The 17392-nt window shown below is 38.4% G+C and carries 19 protein-coding genes; 16 read left to right on the forward strand and 3 right to left on the reverse strand.

Going from position 1 to position 17392, the window contains the following annotated elements:
- Window positions 1–86: 86 nt before the first annotated feature.
- The 5 genes from radC to mutM all read left to right on the forward strand — a co-directional run bounded on the left by radC (window position 87) and on the right by mutM (window position 2769).
- Window positions 87–764, forward strand: coding sequence for a RadC family protein (gene radC / locus E2R67_RS13965; RefSeq protein ID WP_134291573.1), 678 nt, complete (start codon window positions 87–89; stop codon window positions 762–764).
- 136 nt (window positions 765–900) lie between these two features.
- Window positions 901–1137 carry a 50S ribosomal protein L28 gene (gene rpmB, locus E2R67_RS13970; RefSeq protein ID WP_134278229.1) on the forward strand — a complete coding sequence of 79 codons (237 nt, stop codon included), beginning with the start codon at window positions 901–903 and terminating at the stop codon, window positions 1135–1137.
- A gap of 11 nt (window positions 1138–1148) precedes the next feature.
- Window positions 1149–1304, forward strand: a complete 156-nt coding sequence (gene rpmG / locus E2R67_RS13975; protein WP_025562982.1) for a 50S ribosomal protein L33 — start codon at window positions 1149–1151, stop codon at window positions 1302–1304.
- Between the two features lie 72 nt (window positions 1305–1376).
- Window positions 1377–1829: a hypothetical protein gene (locus E2R67_RS13980; protein ID WP_134291574.1), complete on the forward strand. Its 453-nt coding sequence runs from the start codon at window positions 1377–1379 to the stop codon at window positions 1827–1829.
- Window positions 1830–1956: 127 nt separating this feature from the next.
- Window positions 1957–2769: a bifunctional DNA-formamidopyrimidine glycosylase/DNA-(apurinic or apyrimidinic site) lyase gene (gene mutM, locus E2R67_RS13985; RefSeq protein WP_134291575.1), complete on the forward strand. Its 813-nt coding sequence runs from the start codon at window positions 1957–1959 to the stop codon at window positions 2767–2769.
- Window positions 2770–2857: 88 nt separating this feature from the next.
- On the opposite strand, the gene ushA is transcribed toward mutM, so the two are convergent.
- The 3 genes from ushA to cyaY form a co-directional block, all read right to left on the reverse strand.
- Window positions 2858–4513, reverse strand: coding sequence for a bifunctional UDP-sugar hydrolase/5'-nucleotidase UshA (gene ushA, locus E2R67_RS13990; protein ID WP_134291576.1), 1656 nt, complete (start codon window positions 4511–4513; stop codon window positions 2858–2860).
- 140 nt (window positions 4514–4653) lie between these two features.
- Entirely contained in the window at window positions 4654–5148 is a 495-nt protein-coding gene (gene coaD, locus E2R67_RS13995) for a pantetheine-phosphate adenylyltransferase (protein WP_134291577.1), read from the reverse strand.
- A 39-nt stretch (window positions 5149–5187) separates the two neighbouring features.
- Window positions 5188–5502 carry an iron donor protein CyaY gene (cyaY, locus tag E2R67_RS14000; protein WP_134291578.1) on the reverse strand — a complete coding sequence of 105 codons (315 nt, stop codon included), beginning with the start codon at window positions 5500–5502 and terminating at the stop codon, window positions 5188–5190.
- A 71-nt stretch (window positions 5503–5573) separates the two neighbouring features.
- Between cyaY and lptM the strand changes: the two genes are divergently transcribed.
- From lptM to hslU, 11 genes are all read left to right on the forward strand, one after another.
- Window positions 5574–5744, forward strand: coding sequence for an LPS translocon maturation chaperone LptM (gene lptM, locus E2R67_RS16680; protein ID WP_166739396.1), 171 nt, complete (start codon window positions 5574–5576; stop codon window positions 5742–5744).
- A gap of 59 nt (window positions 5745–5803) precedes the next feature.
- Complete coding sequence (gene lysA / locus E2R67_RS14005) at window positions 5804–7066, forward strand: diaminopimelate decarboxylase (RefSeq protein ID WP_134291579.1); 1263 nt, start codon at window positions 5804–5806, stop codon at window positions 7064–7066.
- Window positions 7067–7142: 76 nt separating this feature from the next.
- Window positions 7143–7970: a diaminopimelate epimerase gene (gene dapF / locus E2R67_RS14010; protein WP_134291580.1), complete on the forward strand. Its 828-nt coding sequence runs from the start codon at window positions 7143–7145 to the stop codon at window positions 7968–7970.
- A gap of 109 nt (window positions 7971–8079) precedes the next feature.
- Window positions 8080–8997 (forward strand): tyrosine recombinase XerC, encoded by a 918-nt coding sequence (gene xerC, locus E2R67_RS14015; protein ID WP_134291581.1) that lies wholly within the window; start codon window positions 8080–8082, stop codon window positions 8995–8997.
- Window positions 8998–9021: 24 nt separating this feature from the next.
- Window positions 9022–9729 carry an HAD-IA family hydrolase gene (locus E2R67_RS14020; protein ID WP_134291582.1) on the forward strand — a complete coding sequence of 236 codons (708 nt, stop codon included), beginning with the start codon at window positions 9022–9024 and terminating at the stop codon, window positions 9727–9729.
- A gap of 94 nt (window positions 9730–9823) precedes the next feature.
- A complete protein-coding gene (gene uvrD, locus E2R67_RS14025) occupies window positions 9824–11989 on the forward strand; it encodes a DNA helicase II (RefSeq protein ID WP_134291583.1) in 2166 nt (721 codons plus the stop codon).
- Between the two features lie 157 nt (window positions 11990–12146).
- On the forward strand, window positions 12147–12602 hold the full coding sequence (locus tag E2R67_RS14030; RefSeq protein WP_134291584.1) for a hypothetical protein: 456 nt from the start codon (window positions 12147–12149) through the stop codon (window positions 12600–12602).
- Window positions 12603–12730: 128 nt separating this feature from the next.
- On the forward strand, window positions 12731–14479 hold the full coding sequence (gene argS / locus E2R67_RS14035; protein WP_134291585.1) for an arginine--tRNA ligase: 1749 nt from the start codon (window positions 12731–12733) through the stop codon (window positions 14477–14479).
- Between the two features lie 2 nt (window positions 14480–14481).
- A complete protein-coding gene (locus tag E2R67_RS14040) occupies window positions 14482–15000 on the forward strand; it encodes an SPOR domain-containing protein (protein ID WP_134291586.1) in 519 nt (172 codons plus the stop codon).
- A 145-nt stretch (window positions 15001–15145) separates the two neighbouring features.
- Window positions 15146–15694: an ATP-dependent protease subunit HslV gene (gene hslV / locus E2R67_RS14045; protein ID WP_134291587.1), complete on the forward strand. Its 549-nt coding sequence runs from the start codon at window positions 15146–15148 to the stop codon at window positions 15692–15694.
- A 20-nt stretch (window positions 15695–15714) separates the two neighbouring features.
- Entirely contained in the window at window positions 15715–17061 is a 1347-nt protein-coding gene (gene hslU, locus E2R67_RS14050) for an ATP-dependent protease ATPase subunit HslU (RefSeq protein WP_134291588.1), read from the forward strand.
- Window positions 17062–17392 lie beyond the last annotated feature (331 nt).

A 17392-nucleotide genomic window follows, 5' to 3' on the forward strand; every position in this document is an offset into this window, starting at 1 on the left:
TCAATACAATAACACAAAATTTATAAGCAATATGTCAGAAGTTCAACTAGATTTAAGACTGTTCTCATTTTTTGAGGAATTCCAATTTGACATCAATTAAACAATGGCCAAAACAAGAAAGACCGCGTGAAAAACTTATTTCACAGGGAGTAAATAGTTTAACTGACAGTGAATTGTTAGCTATTTTCTTACGCACAGGCTGCCAAGGCACAGATGTAGTGACCTTATCGCGACAATTACTAACCGACTTTGGCTCATTGCGCGCCTTATTTTCTGCCAGTGAAACAGAGTTTTGTGCTCACCGAGGGTTAGGACAAGCGAAATATGTGCAATTACAAGCCGTATTAGAAATGTCTCGCCGATTCCTGCAAGAACCTTTAATGAAAGGAGATCCACTCACCAGCGCAACCCAAACACAACAATTCCTAAGTGCAAAAATGCGAGATTACCCCTACGAAGTCTTTGCCGCCCTTTTATTAGACAGTCAACATCGTGTTATTCGCTTTCATGAATTTTTCTTTGGCACAATTAATAGTGCTAGTGTTCATCCTCGCGTTATTGTGCAAAAAGTACTGCAAGAAAATGCCGCAGCAATCATACTTGTTCATAATCATCCATCGGGTGATCCAACCGCTAGCGAATCAGACAAAAAAATCACCGAAAAACTAGTCAACACTCTGCAATTAATTGATGTTAGAATACTGGACCATTTCATCATTGGTGATGGAAAATACACCTCATTTGCAGAAAAAGGGTGGATTTAACGCATTTATTCTTAGATTTGTTGATCTTTTAATCTCAATCATGTATAAAATGCGCCCTCGACGCCTTTGGCGACGGCTAAAAAAGGTGTTCGACTATTTTGCTCGAGTAAAACTAATATTTTTGGAGAATTTCGACATGTCTAGAGTATGTCAAGTTACAGGCAAGCGTCCAGCTGTTGGTAACAATGTATCACACGCAAAGAACCGTACACGACGTCGTTTCTTACCTAACCTACAAACACATCGTTTTTGGGTTGAGAGTGAGAACCGTTTTGTTAAATTACGCCTAACTACTAAAGGTATGCGTATCATCGACAAAAAAGGTATAGATGCAGTTTTAACTGACATCCGTGCTAATGGCGTTAAAGTTTAAGGAGCTTAACAATGCGTGATAAAATTCGTTTAAATTCAAGCGCTGGCACTGGTCATTTTTATACTACTGATAAAAATAAAAAGAACATGCCTGAAAAGTTTGAAATCAAAAAGTTTGATCCTGTAGTACGTAAACACGTTATCTACAAAGAAGGCAAAATCAAGTAATTTTGATTTTACCTTTAAAAAACCCAGTTTATACTGGGTTTTTTTATGCCTGAAATAAAATAAGGAATGCCGATGCGATTATCCAAGAAGGGATTTAATAACTTACTTATCTTTGGGATTTTACTGATCACTTTTATTTTTAATTTCAGCCAACGCCTGCGTGAACCGCATGAAACCAAACAAAGCACAGTTATCCCTAAAGAATTTACAATCCTAGAAATTCAAACGCCAGATTACACACTGACTCGCGTAGGTCGAAATTGGCAACGTAAGCCAAGTATGGGGATATCAAGTGATAAGCTTCAGCAAGTTGTGAATAATTGGCAAACAGTCCCTCTGGACACCTTAACAGAGCAAAGCTTCCTCCTCTCTGACTTTATCCTACGTTTTTTTATTGCAGAACAAAAAGACCCGATCATTGTTCAATTACATCAATTGCAAAATGACCACTATGTTTTACAAGTGAATGAAAAACTGTACCTATCATTACCAAGTAATCAACTGAGCTTATTTCTAGGAAGATAATTCATAAGAGCCATATACAATGATGCTATTCGTCCATTTGACAAGTTATTGTGATTGGTATGATTAGCATTAACTTATTTTTCCCATTAAGATAAAACGCATTATTCAACAATGAGACAATAAGACTATGCCTGAATTACCAGAGGTTGAAACAAGCCGTCGCGGTATTAGCCCTCATATAACCAAACAAAAAATTAATAATATTGTATTACGCCACCATCAATTACGTTGGCCAATACCTAGCGACCTACTCGCACTATTAAAAGGTAAAATATTATTACAAGTGGATCGACGCGCTAAGTATTTATTATTACGTTTTGAAAATGGCACGCTGTTGATCCATTTAGGGATGTCGGGCAGTTTACGCATTTGTGAATTAAATACACCAGCACAAAAACATGACCACGCCGACTTTCAATTCAATGATTGCTTATTGCGTTATACCGATCCAAGACGTTTTGGTGCCATTTTATGGTTAGGAGACGATCCAGAAGCAAGCCCATTGTTAAGTATCCTAGGTCCAGAGCCATTATCAGAAGCCTTTACTGCAGAATGGTTGTACCAAGAATCAAGAAATAGAAAGATACCTGTAAAACAATTTATTATGGATCAAAAGGTGGTCACAGGCGTCGGTAATATTTACGCAACTGAAGCTTTATTTAATGCCAAGATCAGTCCGATTCGAGCGGCCAACAATATTAGCTTAAAACGCTATATTGTTTTGGTTGATGCAATAAAGGTTATTTTAGATCAAGCGATTAAGCAAGGTGGCACCACACTTAAAGACTTTGTTGGTGGGGATGGTAAACCAGGCTACTTTCAACAAACATTACATATCTACGGTAAAACAGGCGAGTTATGTCCAAGCTGCGAGAAACCTTTAACGTCAGTAAAGCTAGCCGCAAGAAACAGCGTTTATTGTAGTCACTGTCAACGTTAACCTCGCATAAAAAAGCCCAGTGTAAATGTAATCTACACCGGGCTTTTCTTTAACTATTAAATTGCCCGTTAAGGCAGTTCATGCGTAATTAGTAACTAATTTCACCAGCTGGTGCGTAATCAGAAACATTGATTGGAGAGTTAGACTCTAAGTATTCTTTCAATACTTCAGCATCAACAAAACCAGTATTTACAAAACCAGCGTGGCCCGTAATATTTGGGTATCCGTCACCACCAGCAGCATTAAAGCTTGGAATTGAGAAACGGTATGTTTTTGCTAGATCAAGTGCTTTACCTGCAATTTTAACTTGGTTAACACCGTTTTGGTCTAACTTCATGCTGATTCCGTAGAATTGAGCGTAAGCACCAGTATCGATAGGCTTAGTTGCTACAACATTAAGGTAATCAATTACTTCAGCACCAGTCATATCAACATAAGTTAACTGGTTAGCAAATGGTTGAACTTTTAAAACATCTTTATAAGTCACATCACCAGCAGCAATTGAATCACGTACACCACCTGAATTCATCACACCAAAGTCTGCTTTTGCTCGTTCTTTTTGCGCTTTTGCAATTAAACGACCAAGGTTTGTTTGGTTGAAACGAACAACATTACGGTCACCTTCAAGTTTACCGTTAGTCACTGCTACTTTATTGCTTAACTCAGCTTGACCTTTTTCTTGGTAAGGCGTTAAGAATTCAAGTAACTCAGGATCTTGTGCGATTTTAGATTCAATAAGAACGCGTTTTGATTTACCATCAACTTTGATTTTTTTAACTAAGTTAACAGGAATCAGACGGTAACTAACTAACTCTAGTTCGCCATTCTTAAATTTGTAATCCGCACGACCAACGTATTTACCCCATTCATGAGCTTGTACGATGTAAGTACCGTTTTGCTTGTCTGGTACACAATCATCACCAGGCTTAAAGTTTGAGTAAGCTTTTTTAGATGCTTCCATACAAACTGGCTCTTGAGAGTGACCACCAATGATCATATCAAGAGCACCTTCTGGAAGTGAACGCGCTAACGTCACATCACCCGGAGCATTAACACCGTAGTTTGCATCTTGGTAGTGACCCATATGCGTCACCGCAAAGATCAAATCTGGGTTTTCATTTTTTTCAAGCTCTGCGATAACCGCTGCCGCTTCTGCTTTTGGATCACGGAAATCGATACCGCTGATATATTCAGGGTTACCAATTTTAGCAGTATCTTCTGTTGTTAAACCGATAACAGCGATTTTTACACCCTGCTCTACGAAGATTTCATAAGGTTTAAATAAACGTTCGCCTGTTGCTTTGTCGTAGATATTAGCCGACAGCATTGGGAAGTTTGCCCATTTTTCTTGTTTTTCAAGTACAGAAAGCGGGTTATCAAATTCATGGTTACCTAATGCCATCGCATCATAACCAATTAGGCTCATACCTTTGAAATCTGGTTCAGCATCTTGTAGATCTGATTCAGGAACACCCGTATTGATATCACCACCAGAGAATAATAATACGCTACCACCAGCACCTTCAACTTCAGCGCGGATTTGATCAATCAAGGTTTTACGAGCAGCCATACCGTATTCACCGTGACGATTTTGCCAAAAACGACCGTGATGGTCATTCGTATGCAAAATAGTTAGGTCATAAGTTGTATCAGCTTCCCACTGAGGTTCAGTTGTTGAAGTACAACCCACAAGAGCGGCACTAAAAAGTGTAGCCAATAAAACCGGCTTAAATATTTTTCTCATATTTTTTCCTTATAGTTTTTATATCGTTCCGTTACTCAAAGATTAATCAGTTAAAAAACCATTCAATCAATATTTCATGTACCAGTGTATGCGACTCTAGCTCTGTAGAAAAGTATTTAGAGCAATACACCTACAATAAATCAACTTTTTATATCTGCTTGCTGCTGTTTTTTGATCAACGCTTGCTTTACATTTTCAGGTGCCAATTGGCTGATATCACCTTGATGTTTAAAGACTTCTTTAACAATCGTTGAAGAGATAAATCCAGCTTTTGCACAGGCTGGTAATAGAATCGTTTCAAGCTCAGTATTTAAAGTGTAATTAACTTGTGCAAGCTGGATCTCATAATCAGCATCCGTTGCGCCACGAATTCCTCTTAATAAAGCTTGTGCTTGGTGCTTTTTCGCAAAGTCAGCAAGCAAACCATTAAAGGGAATAATCTCAACACCTTTTAAATGCTGAGTAGCATCAGACAATAAATCACAGCGCTCTTGTAAATCAAATAAAGGGTTTTTACTTGTATTAATGGCTACCGCAACAATCACCCGATCAGCTAAAGAATTAGCTCTTGTGATTAGATCGATATGCCCATAAGTAACTGGGTCAAATGACCCAGGAAAAATAACTGTATTCATTATTGATTCTCTACATGTTTAAAAGTAGCCACTTCAGTTTTATTTAAAAACCACTTTTTCGCCAGACTGTTTTAATATCGCTGCCGATAAAAAACCTAAAAATTCATCGCCACTGCGATCATCAACCCATAATCCAGCTTTATAATCATAATGATGACCATTTTCTAACGTCGCCAACCAAACTTGATGTAATGGTTCTTGGCGGTTAATAATTAGCTTAGTTCTGTTCTCAAATTCCAAGGTTAATAGAGAGCCATTTTGGTCATAATCGATGTCTGCACCAGAATCTTCGATACAATCTTCTATTTTTTGATACAAGATATCCGCTAATTGAATAAATTCGCTATCAGTCATTTACTTCCCCTTTGCTTTTTAACGATGAAATGCGATTATAGAGCGCTAAAAATATTAAACTAGGAGAAGGCATGAAAAATCTTAATTTATTGCTAGTAACCCTGATTTTTTCAAGCCTATTAGCAGGCTGTGGAATGAAAGGTCCGCTATATAGAGAAGCAGCACCTTCTCCTAAAGTAGAACAAGTTACTACATTAGAAGCAAACAGTAACGAAAACGAAACACAAGCAACGACGCAATAAAATATTTCAGACAATAGCTGTTATATCTTAAAACCATAGAATAAAGAAAGGATTTAAAAGTGGATCATTTTAATTATCACGCCGATGGCCGTTTATTAGCAGAAGAAACAGCGATTGAAGACATAATCAAGAAATCTGGTACGCCAGCTTATATTTATTCTAGAGCAACCATTGAACGTCATTGGAAAGCATTTGATGAAGCAGCTGGTACTCACCCTCATTTAATTTGTTATGCCGTTAAAGCAAACTCAAATTTAGGCGTGTTAAACATTATGGCTCGTTTAGGCTCAGGCTTTGATATTGTGTCTGTCGGCGAGTTATTACGTGTTATCCAAGCTGGCGGCGATCCTAAAAAAGTGGTTTTCTCTGGTGTGGGTAAAACAGAAGTTGAAATATCGACGGCATTACAAGCAGGTATTCACTGTTTTAATGTTGAATCTATTTCTGAGCTTTACAGAATTAATGAAGTCGCAGAGTCATTGAAAACAGTTGCACCGATTTCAATCCGTATTAATCCTAATATTGATGCAGGTACACACCCTTATATTTCTACAGGTTTAAAAGAAAATAAATTTGGTATCGAAATTGAGCAAGCGTTAACGGTTTATAACCTAGCACATGAACTACCTTTCTTAGATGTGATTGGTGTGGATTGTCATATTGGTTCGCAATTAACTGAAATATCGCCATTTTTAGAAGCATTAGACAAGCTACTTATGTTAATCGATGACTTAGCAACGCAAGGCATTATTATTAAGCATCTTGATTTAGGTGGCGGCTTAGGTGTTCCTTATAATGGAGAAAAACCACCAGAGCCAGCGGAATACATGAAAGCAATCATTGAACGAATGAATGGCCGCCAATTAAAACTTATTTTTGAACCAGGTCGCGCAATCATGGCGAATGCTGGTATCTTAGTATCTAAAATTGAATTCTTAAAATTAAACGATCACAAAAACTTCGCGATTATTGACGCTGCGATGAATGATTTGATCCGCCCAGCTTTATACAGTGCATGGCAAAATATCATTCCAATTAACAATCAATTGGATGATCCAGAAAACCGCCCTACTCGCGTTTACGATATCGTAGGCCCGATCTGTGAAACAGGTGATTTCTTGGGTAAAGAGCGTGAGTTAAGCATTGCTGAAGGAGATTATTTAGCAATTCGTAGTGCGGGTGCTTATGGTGCAACAATGAGTTCAAATTACAACTCTCGTTGTCGTCCTGCTGAAATCATGGTTGATGGTAATAAAGCTTTTGTTGTTCGCGAGCGAGAAGAACACAGAGAGCTATGGAAGGGTGAGCATGTTTTACCTTAGTTAAAACTTACGCAATACATATGGGAGCACATCACTCCCAACATTAATGAGTTTTGTTGGTAAAAGTAGACCTAAAATGAATATTGAGTTTTCTAAAATGCATGGCTTGGGTAATGACTTTATGGTCATTAACAACGTCACACAAAATGTATTCCTTTCTAAAGAAACGATCTGCAAACTCGCAGACCGCAACTTTGGGATTGGTTTTGATCAGCTTTTAATGGTTGAGCCTCCTTACGACCCAGATTTAGACTTTCATTACCGAATTTTCAACGCTGATGGTAGTGAAGTAGAACAATGTGGTAACGGTGCTCGTTGTTTCGCCCGTTTTGTAAAACAAAAAGGCTTAACCCATAAACGCGTGATCAATGTGAGTACAGCCAAGGGGAAAATTCAACTTAAAATTGAACAAGATGGCAATGTCACAGTCGATATGGGCAAACCTATTTTAACACCCGCTAAAATTCCTTTTGAAGCACAGAAGGAAGAGAAAACCTATATCTTACGTGTAGAAGACCACACGGTATTATGCGGCGCAGTTTCAATGGGCAACCCTCATTGTGTTGTCTTAGTCGATGATATTAATACGGCGCCGGTGGAAACACTGGGTCCTTTATTGGAAGTTCACGAACGCTTCCCTAACAAAGTTAACGTTGGCTTTTTACAAATAGTCGATCGTGGATTTGCAAAATTACGCGTTTGGGAACGTGGCGTAGGTGAAACCCTAGCTTGTGGAACAGGTGCTTGTGCTGCAGCGGTTGTTGGACAGCTACAGGATAAATTAGATACACATTGTCGTATTGAATTACCCGGCGGTGAATTGCGCTTTTTTTGGCAACCAGGACAAAGCGTACGTATGAGTGGTCCAGCTGAATTTGTGTTTGACGGGCAAATTCAAATATAAACGATCTAGTTATAGATAGTGCGGTTTCATTTGTCACTTTTTACATTAAATGACACCGCACTTTTTATTATTTAGCTTTATTCTCTGAATCCACAACCTGAGATATAACATGAATTCTACTAATTCAATCAGTCCATTGTTACCCGACATCCAACGTTATTTATCTCACCTTGCAAGTCAACGAGGCCTCAGCGAAGTCACCATCGAGAACTACCAGCGTAACCTAAACGAATTCATCGAACTGCTAAAGCCTAAAGACATTCAAACGTGGCAACAATTAGATACTCATCAAGTGCGTTTACTTGCCAAACAGTTACACCAAAAAGGCATCAAAGCACGATCCATTGCGACCAAACTTTCTGCACTACGCTCTTTTCTCGAATACCTTGTCAAAAATGACCAACTTACTTTTAATCCAGCTAAAGGTGTATCTGCTCCAAAATTAGATAAACCACTACCTAAAAATATCAGTGTTGACGATATGGATCAGCTGCTAGATATTAATGGGGATGATCCACTTACTATACGTGATCACTGTATGATGGAACTAATGTATTCATCTGGGCTACGCCTAAGCGAGTTAGTTGGTATTAACTTACAAGATATAAAGCTATCAGAAAAAGAAATCATGGTGACAGGTAAAGGTAGTAAACAGCGATTATTACCCATTACTAAAAGCGCAGTTGAAACGATTAAACGCTGGCTAAAAATCAGAGCAGAATTTGCAGAATCAGGTGAGAACGCACTGTTTTTATCAAAGCAAAAAAGGCGTATTTCAACACGTAGTGTACAAATGAGAATGGAAAAATGGGGGCTAGAACAATCATTACCAAGCCATGTTAACCCTCATAAATTACGTCACTCCTTTGCAACACATATGTTGGAATCTAGCGGTAACTTACGTGCAGTACAAACACTCTTAGGCCATGCCGATCTCGCCACCACACAAATTTATACACATTTAGACTTTCAACATTTAGCGGAAGTGTATGACAAAGCACATCCTCGCGCTAAACGTAAGAAGTAAAGTAAGCTAACAATGGAACAGAAAATGAAATTTTATAAGCCATTACGCCCCTTTAAAGCCATCAGTTTTGATCTAGATGATACGCTTTATGATAACTATCCCATTATCAAAAAAGCAGAAAGCGAGTTTCTTGTTTACTTAACGACAACTTACCCAAAGCTATCAGAGTTAACTGAAAGAAAATGGCATCTTTATAAAAACATATTGATCAAAGAAACCCCTTCTCTTCGACACGATGTTTCACAATGGCGTAAAGAAATACTTAAGCGCGTGATGGTGGTGTACGGCATACCAATGGTTGATGCAATTAAATACGCACAAGTGGCTTTTCAAAAATTTCTTGAATTACGCAGTAACTTTTCAGTACCACCAGCAAGTATTGCACTACTAAAAACGCTTTCACAACATTATCCAGTGGTTGCAATTACTAACGGGAATGTCGATGTTAAACAGATCGGTCTCAATGAGAGCTTTGAATTTGTATTGAAAGCAGGAGAAGGTTTAAACAGCAAGCCCCATATAGACCTATTTCAACAAGCCGCTTTACAACTAGAAATAGATATCAGCGATATTTTACACGTTGGCGATCATTTAATAACTGACGTTTATGGTGCACAAAATAATCAAGCACAAGCCGTATGGTTTAACCCAAATGAAAAAGGTCTCGATGGTGGCAAGTTATTACCTTGTGTAGAAATTGCTGATATTCAAGATTTATTGAAGCTAATCTAAAAGTCTCTCATCATCACCACAAATACCGAGCATTCACATTTATCTTATGTTTCGGTATAGTAGCGATCTACTGAATAAATAAACAGGCATTTTTATGGACGTATCTTACCTTATCGATGGTTTAAATGATCATCAACGCGCAGCAGTTTCAGCACCAGAGCAAAATATGCTGGTATTAGCAGGCGCTGGTAGCGGTAAAACACGCGTTTTAACCCATAGAATTGCATGGTTAATGCAAGTTAATCATATTCCAACTTACGGTATTTTAGCGGTAACCTTTACCAATAAAGCTGCAAAGGAAATGCGCGGTCGTATTGCAGATATTTGCCCGCAACAAATCGGCAGTATGTGGATTGGCACCTTCCATGGTATTGCACATCGTTTATTGCGCTTACATTATCAAGAAGCCAAACTACCAGAGCAGTTTCAAATCATTGATAGTGACGACCAACAAAAAATGGTTAAGCGTATTATCAAAAGCTTAGAGTTGGATGAAAAATACTATCCAGCCAAAGAACTGCAATGGTATATCAACGATAAAAAAGACGAAGGGCTTCGTGCTAAACATATCGATCCCGGTTATAGCTTACAAGAAAAACAACGCTTACAAGTTTATCAGGCCTATGAATCAGCCTGCCAACTTGCTGGCTTAGTTGATTTTGCTGAACTGCTTTTACGTGCTCATGAATTATTATTGAATAATGCAGCATTACTAAAACACTACCAAGAACGCTTCCGCCATGTATTAGTGGACGAATTCCAAGATACCAATAAATTACAATACGCTTGGTTAACCTTATTAACCGACAGCGATAACTACCTCACCATTGTTGGTGATGACGACCAATCTATCTATGGATGGCGCGGTGCGGATATTGAAAATATTCAGCGATTCTTAAAAGAAAAAAATTCACCAGTAACCATTCGCTTAGAACAGAACTATCGGTCTACTGGAAATATTCTAAAAGCATCGAACAAGCTAATACAAAATAACACAGATCGTTTAGGTAAAGAGCTTTGGACAAGTGACGATGATGGCGAGCCAATCTCTATTTACAGCGCATTTAACGATTACGATGAAGTGCGATATGTCACTAGCCAACTACAGACTTGGAAAAACGCAGGTAACAAATTAAGCGAATGTGCAATTTTATATCGTAGTAATGCACAATCTCGTCTATTTGAAGAACAATTAATGGCGCAACAAATCCCTTACCATATTTATGGTGGGCAACGTTTCTTCGATCGTTTAGAAATTAAAGACAGTATCGCTTACCTACGTTTGATGAATAACCATCAAGACGATGCTGCATTTGAACGAATTGTGAATAAACCAAAACGTAAAATTGGTAACACCAGTCTCGATAAAATAAGAATCTGTGCGCGTGAGCAAGGTTATACATTATGGCAAGCAAGCCAGTACTTGATTGAGAATAAAGCCTTAAGCCCTGCAGCGAGAGCTTCATTAAGTGGTTTTTTAGAGTTGATTAATCGCTTCAAAAACGAAACCTCTGAACTCCCTTTATTTCAAATGGTGGATCACATCAATCAACATTCTGGTTTAGTGGCCATGTTTGAAGCAGAGAAAGGCGAAAAATCACGTAGCCGAATAGAAAACTTACAAGAACTTGTTTCTGCAACCAAAGCCTTTGTGATCCCAGAAGAAGAACAAGAAATGGAAGAGCTAACGGCTTTCCTCGCCTATGCAGCGTTAGAATCAGGCGATAACCAAGCCGATGAGTTTGAAGATGCCGTACAATTAATGACAATGCACGCCGCTAAAGGCTTAGAATTCCCACAGGTGTTCATTGTGGGCGTTGAAGAAGGGATGTTCCCAGGACAACAATCAGCAACCGATGAGAGCCGTTTAGCTGAAGAGCGTCGCTTATGTTACGTAGGTTTAACACGTGCCATGGTGAAATTAACACTTTGTCATGCAGAAACGCGCCGACTATACGGACAAGAAAAGTTCCACCCTCCTTCACGTTTTATTAGTGAACTACCAGAAGAAAATATTGAATACATTCGTTTAAAAGCGCAAGTGCGTCGAGCAGAACCCGTTGTTCGTAAAGCTAAGCTCGCTATAACGCAAGATATTCAAGGCTTCAAACTAGGCCAACAAGTCATACACGCTAAATTTGGAGAAGGCACCATCACAGCACAAGAAGGCAGCGGAGAAAACAGCCGTTTGCAAGTGCACTTTATGGATGTAGGTAGTAAATGGTTAATGACAAGTTATGCAAATTTAAAAACGCTGTAAGTGTTTGATATTCACAAAACAGAACAATTAACAGTCATTAAAAGCAAATTTATATCAATTTACTATTCCAAATGGTGATAAATATAAAATACTGACTATGATTAGCTCCTATTCGATTCTCTTTAGCAGAATTGACTGTATTTATTAGGAGTTATGTATGCGCCTCAAGCCAGTAAAAGATTTTTTACTTTATATAGAAGACTGCCACCAAGCATTAGCAGATCTCTATAAGCGATTAAGCGTTGAAGCCACAGATCACAAAGTAAAGTTACTATTAGAATATATGCAAAACAAAGAGCAGGTTTCATATCAAAACTTAAATAACTTCGTTCAAGAAGCTTCACCAAGCCTATTAGATACTTGGTTAGATAATAATTTTGATCAAAGCTTTCCTTTACGTTGTAAAAACTTAAAGTTAAACCCAGAGTTAGCTATTAAAGATGTGGTCAGTTTGGCGATGAAGCTTGATGTACAGTTGATCGACTTAATGCAAACAGCCGCTTTTGATAGTCATACTATTGAAGCAGAATTAGCACTTGAGAAGTTAACAAACCAAGAAGAAGAAATGCTCTACCAAGCAGTCATCGCAAGTCACGACTTCGAATATATGTAAATTTTTATGGCAAAGTTAATAACAATATGCACTTTTCATGGGTGTTATTAACTTACTCTAGTCTTCACCACCGATAAACGGTAGAATCTGCGCTACTTTATTTGTCAGAATCCATTGGTGAGCATTCCATGAAAACATTAATTCAAAATCTACTTGAGCAAGCGGTTGCTTCGTTACAAGAACAACAAATTCTACCGGCTGATGTTCAACCACGAATTGCCATTGATCGCACCAAAGACAAATCTCATGGTGATTTTGCTAACAACCTAGCGTTAATGTTAGCAAAACCTGCCAAACAAAATCCTCGTGCATTAGCAGAGCTTATTGTAAAAAACCTACCGGCATCTGATTTAGTGATCAAAACTGAAATTGCTGGACCGGGTTTTATTAACTTTTTCATCAATCCTAATTATCTTGAAAAGCAAATTGATAACGCATTTGCAGATCCACGCTTAAATGTTGAAAAAACAACAGCACCACAAACTATCGTAATTGATTACTCTTCTCCAAACCTTGCAAAAGAAATGCACGTTGGCCATTTACGCTCAACCATTATCGGTGACTCAGTAACGCGCACGCTTGAATTCCAAGGTAACAAGGTTATTCGCCAAAATCATGTTGGAGATTGGGGCACACAATTTGGTATGTTGCTCGCGTATATGGAAGAACTACGTGCCAAAGGTGAAGAAATCAACAAGAACCTAGCAAACTTAGAAGTATTCTACCGCGCAGCAAAAGGACGTTTTGATGAATCAGAAGATTTTGCAAACCGTTCTCGTGACCTTGTGGTTGCATTACAAAGTGGCGATGAAGAATGCTTAACATTATGGAAAGAATTTAAAGATATCAGTATCGCCCATTGCCAAGAAGCCTATGAGCGTTTAGGCGTTAGCTTAAGCATCGGCGATGTTCACGGTGAAAGCGCCTACAATAAAGACCTTGCCGTTGTGGTTAGCGATTTAGATAAAAAAGGATTACTACAAGAAAGCCAAGGTGCTAAATGTGTTTTCCTAGACAACTTCAAAAATAAAGAAGGCGAACCGCTTCCTGTTATTATTATGAAGAAAGATGGTGGATTCTTATATGCGACTTCTGATTTAGCCGCTATCCGTTACCGCCAGTCATCACTAAATGCAGACCGAGTGTTATATTTCGTAGATGCTCGTCAAGGGTTACACTTCCAACAAGTCTTTGAAGTTGCTCGTTTAGCTGACTTTGTTAAAGCAGGCACAACGCTTGAGCATATGCCATTTGGTACTGTAATGGGGGAAGATGGAAAACCATTCAAAACTCGTGCAGGCTCAACACCTAAATTAGCAGACCTATTAACGGAAGCTGAAGAACGCGCTTACGAACTCGTAAAAGAAAAAAATCAAGAGATGCCAGAAGATGAATTACGCCATATTGCTTCTGTCGTGGGCATTTCTTCTGTTAAATATGCAGATTTATCAAAAAACCGTACCAGCGATTACACTTTCAGTTTTGATAGTATGTTAAGTTTTGAAGGTAACACAGCACCTTACTTGCTATATGCTTACACTCGCGTAGTCAGTATATTCAACAAAGCAGGTATTGAAATTGATAGCATTACAGCTGATGTTTCATTCACTGAAGAAAAAGAGAAAGACTTAGCAAGTAAGCTTATGCAGTTTAATGAAATTATTGATCAAGTAGGTAAACAAGGAATGCCACACTTCCTATGTGCATACTTATTTGAATTAGCAGGCTTATTTTCAAGCTTTTACGAAGCATGTCCTATTTTAATTGCAGAAAATGAAAGCCAAAAACAAAGTCGTTTAAAATTAGCAGGACTTACCGCTAAAACGCTACAACAAGGGCTATCATTATTAGGCATTAACACATTGGAACGAATGTAATAATGGCAAGAGTCACACGTAGAAAGCCTGCGAAGCGGGCAACAAACAATAGAAATAGTAAGCGCAAACAAACCAAGCAAGGATTTCCTTTCATTGCTACTTTTGTTGCACTGGCTTTGATCGGCTTTATTGCTTATTTTGTTTTTGCTGTTGAAAAACCACCAGCAAAACCTAAGCCGAAGAAAACCGTTGTTAAAGAAGAGGTCTTACCTGAAAAACCTCAACCTATGTGGGATTATGTTGACGCTTTAAAAACCAAAGAAGTTAAAGTTGATATTCCAGAAGAGAAAAAACCAACCAAACCTTACCAAATGCAGTGTGGATCATTTAGAAATAAAAGTGATGCAGAAGCGCTTAAAGCGACCATTGCATTCCAAGGTTTAGAAAGTACAGTTAAAAAAACAGGTAGCTGGTATCGCGTAATATTAGGTCCTTACGATCGTAAACGTCTTGCAGAAAAAGAAAGGCACATGTTACAGCGAGCAAAAATAAACGGCTGTAAAATCTGGCTCTGGCGTTAAAGGTTATTATAAAGGAGAACTTAGGTTCTCCTTTTCTTTGTCTATTTCCCTTGAATTCATTAAAAACTCCCCCACTTAATATTTATTAAACCAAAACAATTATTTGGTTGTCTCATTCTCTTCTCAATTAATAAAAGGTATCAATATGACTACTATTGTTTCTGTACGTCGCGGTAATCAAGTGGTTATCGGTGGTGATGGTCAGGTATCACTGGGTAACACTGTAATGAAAGGCAATGCGCGTAAAGTACACCGCTTGTACAACGATAAGGTCATTGCTGGCTTTGCGGGAGGTACTGCAGATGCATTCACTCTTTTAGAACGTTTCGAAGCCAAACTACAAGCCCACCAAGGCAATTTAGAACGCGCCGCAGTTGAACTAGCAAAGGATTGGCGAACCGATCGCATGCTAAGAAAATTAGAAGCTTTATTAGCGGTCGCAGATGCAAAGCATTCTTATATTATTACGGGTAATGGTGATGTTGTTCGTCCCGAAAATGACCTAATTGCTATTGGCTCTGGCGGTAACTTTGCACAATCAGCGGCAATGGCGTTATTAGAAAACACTGACTTGTCTGCTCAAGAGATCGTTGAAAAAGCCTTAACTATCGCCGGCAACATTTGTGTATTTACTAACACAAACCAAACAATTGAATGTATCGATATCGATGCAAAACTAGCAGTTAAAGACTAGGAAAAAACATGACTAATACTATGACCAACAACATGACACCACAACAAATTGCACATGAGCTAGACCGCCATATTATTGGACAAAGCAAAGCAAAACGCGCCGTAGCCATTGCATTACGTAACCGCTGGCGTCGTATGCAGCTTGATGAAGATATTCGTCAAGAAGTCACTCCTAAAAATATTTTGATGATCGGTCCAACGGGTGTAGGTAAAACTGAAATTGCACGCCGCTTAGCAAAATTAGCTAACGCTCCTTTCATCAAAGTAGAAGCAACAAAATTTACTGAAGTGGGTTATGTCGGTAAAGAAGTTGAAAGCATTGTTAAAGATCTTGTTGAAGCAGCAATTAAAATCACCAAAGAACAAGAGCTAAAAAAAGTGACAGCGCAAGCGGAAGACTTAGCAGAAGATCGCATTCTTGATATCTTGATTCCACCAGCGAAAACAGCAACAGAATGGGATGTTAACAATACAGCACCCGCTGAAGAAGGTGCAGCAAGACAGTCTTTCCGTAAGAAATTACGTGAAGGCACCTTAGATGATAAAGAGATCGAAGTAGACGTTCCAGCTCCACAGATCGGTGTAGAAATTATGGCGCCTCCTGGTATGGAAGAAATGACCAACCAACTTCAAGGCATGTTTCAGAATTTAAATAGTAAAAGCGAATCTAAAAAACGCACTATGAAAATTAAAGACGCATTGAAAGCGTTAATAGAAACTGAAGCGTCTAAATTAATTAACCAAGAAGACCTAAAAGAAAAAGCGATTTTTGCGGCAGAAAACAACGGTATTATCTTCATTGATGAAATCGATAAAATCTGTAAACGTGGTGAATCTTCAGGTCCAGACGTTTCTCGTGAAGGTGTTCAACGTGACTTATTACCTTTAATTGAAGGTTCAACGGTTAACACCAAGCACGGCATGGTAAAAACAGACCATATGTTATTTATTGCATCAGGTGCATTCCAAGTAGCAAAACCTTCTGATTTGATTCCAGAATTACAAGGTCGTCTACCAATCCGTGTAGAACTAGAAGCATTACGTGAAGAAGATTTAGCGCGTATATTAACTGAGCCAAAAGCATCATTAAGCGAGCAATACCAAGCATTGCTAGCAACAGAAGGTGTTACGATTAACTTCACTGAATGTGGTATTAATAAAATTGCTAAGTCTGCATGGCAAGTAAACGAAACCACTGAAAACATTGGTGCTCGTCGTTTACACACTATGATGGAACACATCATGGATGAGTTGTCATATGAAGCGACAGAACGTTCAGGTGATTCAATCACGATTGATGAAGCCTACGTAGCGAATATGTTAGATGAAGTGGTTAAAGACGAAGATTTAACACGTTATATTCTGTAATGTGTTTGGTTTAGTTATTAGCTTCTACGCTGAAAATAGCTAACGTAAATAACAAATCTAGCAATAAATTGAAGCCTCTGATAAATCATTATCAGAGGCTTTTTTCGAAGGTTGAATATTTTTTGTTCGAGCTATGTTCAAGAGAGAGAGTTTTACTATATATTATAAATAAAATGGTTAAAGATTAACTTCAAGTAGTAAAGCGGAGCTTGACCCTGTAAATAATTCTGTGTAATTACCATTTTTACAGATGTTTTTTCAAGCGGTCTTCAAACTCTATTATAAACCGATTCATGGCAGCTCTCCAACTATGGATCGGTTTTGACCATTT

The sequence above is a fragment of the Psychromonas algicola genome, from assembly GCF_004378355.1.
Classification (GTDB): domain Bacteria; phylum Pseudomonadota; class Gammaproteobacteria; order Enterobacterales; family Psychromonadaceae; genus Psychromonas.